Annotated in this window: 5 protein-coding genes; all 5 read left to right on the forward strand. The window is 64.4% G+C overall.

The window, feature by feature from the left end; all coding sequences use genetic code 11:
- Nucleotides 1-317: hypothetical protein (locus tag M3498_02085; GenBank protein MDQ3458085.1), on the forward strand; the 317-nt coding region annotated here is incomplete at its 5' end.
- A 229-nt stretch (nt 318-546) separates the two neighbouring features.
- Nucleotides 547-978 carry a FixH family protein gene (locus tag M3498_02090; GenBank protein ID MDQ3458086.1) on the forward strand — a complete coding sequence of 144 codons (432 nt, stop codon included), beginning with the start codon at nt 547-549 and terminating at the stop codon, nt 976-978.
- Nucleotides 978-1,454: a copper resistance protein CopC gene (locus tag M3498_02095; protein ID MDQ3458087.1), complete on the forward strand. Its 477-nt coding sequence runs from the start codon at nt 978-980 to the stop codon at nt 1,452-1,454. The genes M3498_02090 and M3498_02095 overlap by 1 nt, the downstream gene beginning before the upstream one ends.
- 10 nt (nt 1,455-1,464) lie before the next feature.
- Nucleotides 1,465-3,003, forward strand: a complete 1,539-nt coding sequence (locus tag M3498_02100; GenBank protein MDQ3458088.1) for a copper resistance D family protein — start codon at nt 1,465-1,467, stop codon at nt 3,001-3,003.
- A 51-nt stretch (nt 3,004-3,054) separates the two neighbouring features.
- The coding region (locus tag M3498_02105) for a hypothetical protein (protein MDQ3458089.1) at nt 3,055-3,511 on the forward strand (457 nt) is incomplete at its 3' end.

The raw sequence follows: 3,511 nt of genomic DNA on the forward strand, positions 1-3,511 counted from the left end.
GGGCTCGATCCTTCGTGGCTATGCTCTTTGTCCTGCTGCTCGCGGCCGCGCTCCCTCTGGCCCCTTACCTGCTGAGCGAAAAGAGGCTGGACTCTCTCTCGAACGCCGCTGAGCATAGCCATCACCCGGATCATCCCCTTAAAAGCGAGCACCCTCATTGCTTAAAGTGCGTGCTGGCGCTGGCGCTCGGACCGCTGGCGACGGCGGGCGTCACCACCGGGTTGAGCGCTCGAGCGCTGGTTGCTAATCGTTACTTGGCGCCTTATCTCGAGCTCCTCTTCGACCCGAACACCGGAGCCAGGGCGCCACCCGCTTAGCACGCCTAACCTTTACCGACACCCATAGCAGTTGTGCTCTTAAGCACGGCGGCCTCTATACCTTTTATACCTTGCGCATCTTTGGGTCTCGAGGCTGGTGTCCGTATTCCTTATTAGTATTCCTGAAGCTTCCTTTCTCACTTCCGTAACCACGTAACCAGAGGCATGCAAGCTTTCAGTATCCCAAGATTCACGCGCCCAAAGGCGCGGTCTAAAAGGAGACACACCCATGCAAAAACGCATCCTGGCGCTCACCGCCCTCTTTATCCTCGCCATTCCCGCCGCCTACGCCCACCAGACCGCCACCGTCGGTGAAGGCGACAACCAGTTTAAGGTGATCGTCGGCATGGTCCGGGAACCCATCTTTACCGATGAGCGCAACGGCCTTGACCTCATCATCCTCCGCGCCGACAACGACGAGCCCGTCGAGAACTTAGAGGGCAGCCTCTCCGCCGAGATCACCGCACCCGACGGCCAAGCGACCCACAGCTTTACCCTCCGGCCCCAGTACGGCAAGCCGGGCTACTACACCGACGAGATCATGCTGAGCGAACCCGGCGACTACACGATACGCATCTTCGGCTTTATCGGCGAGGTGGCGTTCGACGAAACCTTTACCACCCACGGCGTGAGAGCGCTGGCGGAGATCAGCTTCCCGTAATGTTTCGTCTAGCCTTGTGGCTCGCTGCCCTGACTCTGGTCGGGGCAGCCCACGCCCACGCCTACTTAAACGCCTCCACGCCTGTAGAGAACAGCGTGGTCGCCGAACTTCAAGAGGTCCAACTCGTCTATAGCGAGCCCGTCGAGATTCGCTTCAGCCTCTTTAAGGTCTACCCGCTCGAGCTAGGGGAAGCGGCACCCGCTGACCTGAGCGCCGTTTCAGACGACGAGCTGCGGCGGGTAAGCGGCCTCGCGGGCGCGCTCGTCTCCGAGGTCTTAGAGCTACGCGGCGACGAGGAGGCTCGAGCCGACAGCGGCGTCACCACCGCCGAGCGCACCAGCCAGGAGCTGGCGCTGGGGCTCAAAGAGACCCTGGAACCCGGCGCCTATGTCGTCATGTGGAGGGTGCTCTCCATCGACACCCACACCACTCAGGGCTTTTTTGTCTTCTTCTACCAGCCTGACGCCGCGGGCTAACGCTTAACCCGTGGCAGCCGCTCTTAAGGCCGGCCTCTTTATCGGCGCGGTGTTGCTCCTGGGGGCCGGCCTCTTCTCCCGCTGGGTCGGCCCGGAACTCCTCCATCACAAGAGCAAAAGACGGCTGTGGTGGGGTCTGCTGGCGGGGGCGCTGGTGCTGCTCACGGCCGGTCTGGTCGAAGTCGTCATAACGGTCAACCGGGCTGTCGGCGGCTTCTATCCCGACCTCGCCCTAGACTACCTCCTCTACACCCGCCACGGCCAAGCCACCCTCGCCCGCAGCGGGCTCACCGTCTTGCTTCTGGCGCTAGGACTGGGTGGCCGCCTGCCCGGCACCCTTGATCGCCTGGGCTACGCCCTCTTTGGCCTCGGGGTGCTGGCCAGCCTGAGCATGGTGAGCCACGGCGGCGCGATGGGCCCTTTGCCCCTCCTGGGCGACCTGGCCCACCTCGTCGGCGCGACCCTCTGGGCCGGTGCGGTCGTCTACGTTGCCTGGGCACCGAGCTGGGCGGAAACGAAGGAGGCGCTCGAGGTCGCGGTGTCGAGAGTCTCGAGCCTCGGCGTTTTTGGCGTTGCCGTCTTGACGCTGACGGGCATGTACGCTTCCCTTTTGCACCTTTACGGCCTGAGCGCCCTCACCGAAACGACCTACGGCTGGACGCTCACCGTCAAGATTTTACTGGTGCTGGTCATTTTGGGCATCGCCGCCGCCAACCGCTGGCTGCTCATGCCCAAGCTCGCCCGGGGCCGGAGTTCGGGCTTACGGCGGCTGGTCCGCCTCGAGTCGGTGCTGCTCATGGGCGTTCTCAGCGTGACCGGCGTGTTGGCGACGCGGGAGCCTCCTCACCGGCACGACGCCATGGACCACGCCCTGCACCAAAGCATGACGCCGCCGCCCGGCCATGAAGACCACACCCCAGCCGCCACCCCGAGCGGCGCCAACACCTGGGCGCTCGCCTCCGGCCCCGTCACCGTCACACCGCTCCTGCCGCTGGAGGGTCCTTTGACGCTCGTCCTCAGCCCGGCGGGCACAGCCGAGGACGACGTCACGTTCACAGTCCTTAGCCCGGACGGGACGCGCTACCCCTTAAGGGCCGAACGCGTCCCCACGCACCACGGCCAGAATGAACTCTGGCTCGAGCTGCCCGCGCTTCAGAGCGGCTTGTGGCAGCTCCTTGCGGAGGACGAAGCTTTCCTCTTCACGGTTTACGAGAGCGCGCTCGAGGGCGGGGGGACATTCACCGCCGTCTTTTTGCCCACCCCGAGCCTCGCGGGCGGCGGGCGCAGCGAGGTCTTCGTCCACGCTTACGAGGGCGACCAGAGTGACGCGCGCCCGCTCTTTATCGCCTACCGCATGCCCGGCATGGCGCACGCGGGCGACGACGAGCGCTTCGAGCTGGAGAGCGACACGCGCCATCACGACGCCCGCGCCTTTGCCCGCCACGCCTCGCTGAGCTTTCCGATGGTGGGGCGCTGGGAGGTCACCTTGCTCTTCGAGGGCGACGAGGAACAAGCGCACGCCTTCAAGCTCGAGGTGACAGGTGAGTGAGATGCCAAAAACCATGCTAGTTACTCCCCCAGGACCTTGTATCCTAAGCAGGTGACGTTGAGGCTTTTTCTCCCTGCGGGCCTTGTCGCGGCCTTTTTTTCGCTGGCGATGGCGCATTCGGACGAGGACTTTCACCTTGAAGGCGTGGCGCTCTGCCTCGATCCAAGTTCGGTCCAGGTGGTCGTCGAAGCGGCGGACGAGGCTCGAGCGGAGGCCGCGGCGGCGACCATCTACGAAGAGCTGATCGCGCCGCTGGGGACGATCCTGACCGCGCTCGAGGTCGACGCCGAGGTGCGGCCGTCTTGCCGGGAGGACGCCGGTTTTACCCTCGTCTACGCCTACGTTAGCTACCTCGACCCCAACACCTACATCGGCTTTGGCGAGGCGCCCTACAGCTACACCGTCTCGGTTCAGGTCGGCGCCTACGCGGACGGCGACTATCTCAGCGAGAACGAGGTACTTCCCGACCTCCAGTACGCCACCTCTATGAGCGACATCTACTCGGAGG

The sequence above is a fragment of the Deinococcota bacterium genome (assembly GCA_030858465.1).
Lineage (GTDB): Bacteria > Deinococcota > Deinococci > Deinococcales > Trueperaceae > JALZLY01.

What these genes read in the sequence shown, in the direction of transcription:
- M3498_02090 (MDQ3458086.1), top strand. Translation starts at nt 547, where the DNA reads ATGCAAAAACGCATCCTGGCGCTCACCGCCCTCTTTATCCTCGCCATT.
- M3498_02095 (MDQ3458087.1), top strand. Translation starts at nt 978, where the DNA reads ATGTTTCGTCTAGCCTTGTGGCTCGCTGCCCTGACTCTGGTCGGGGCA.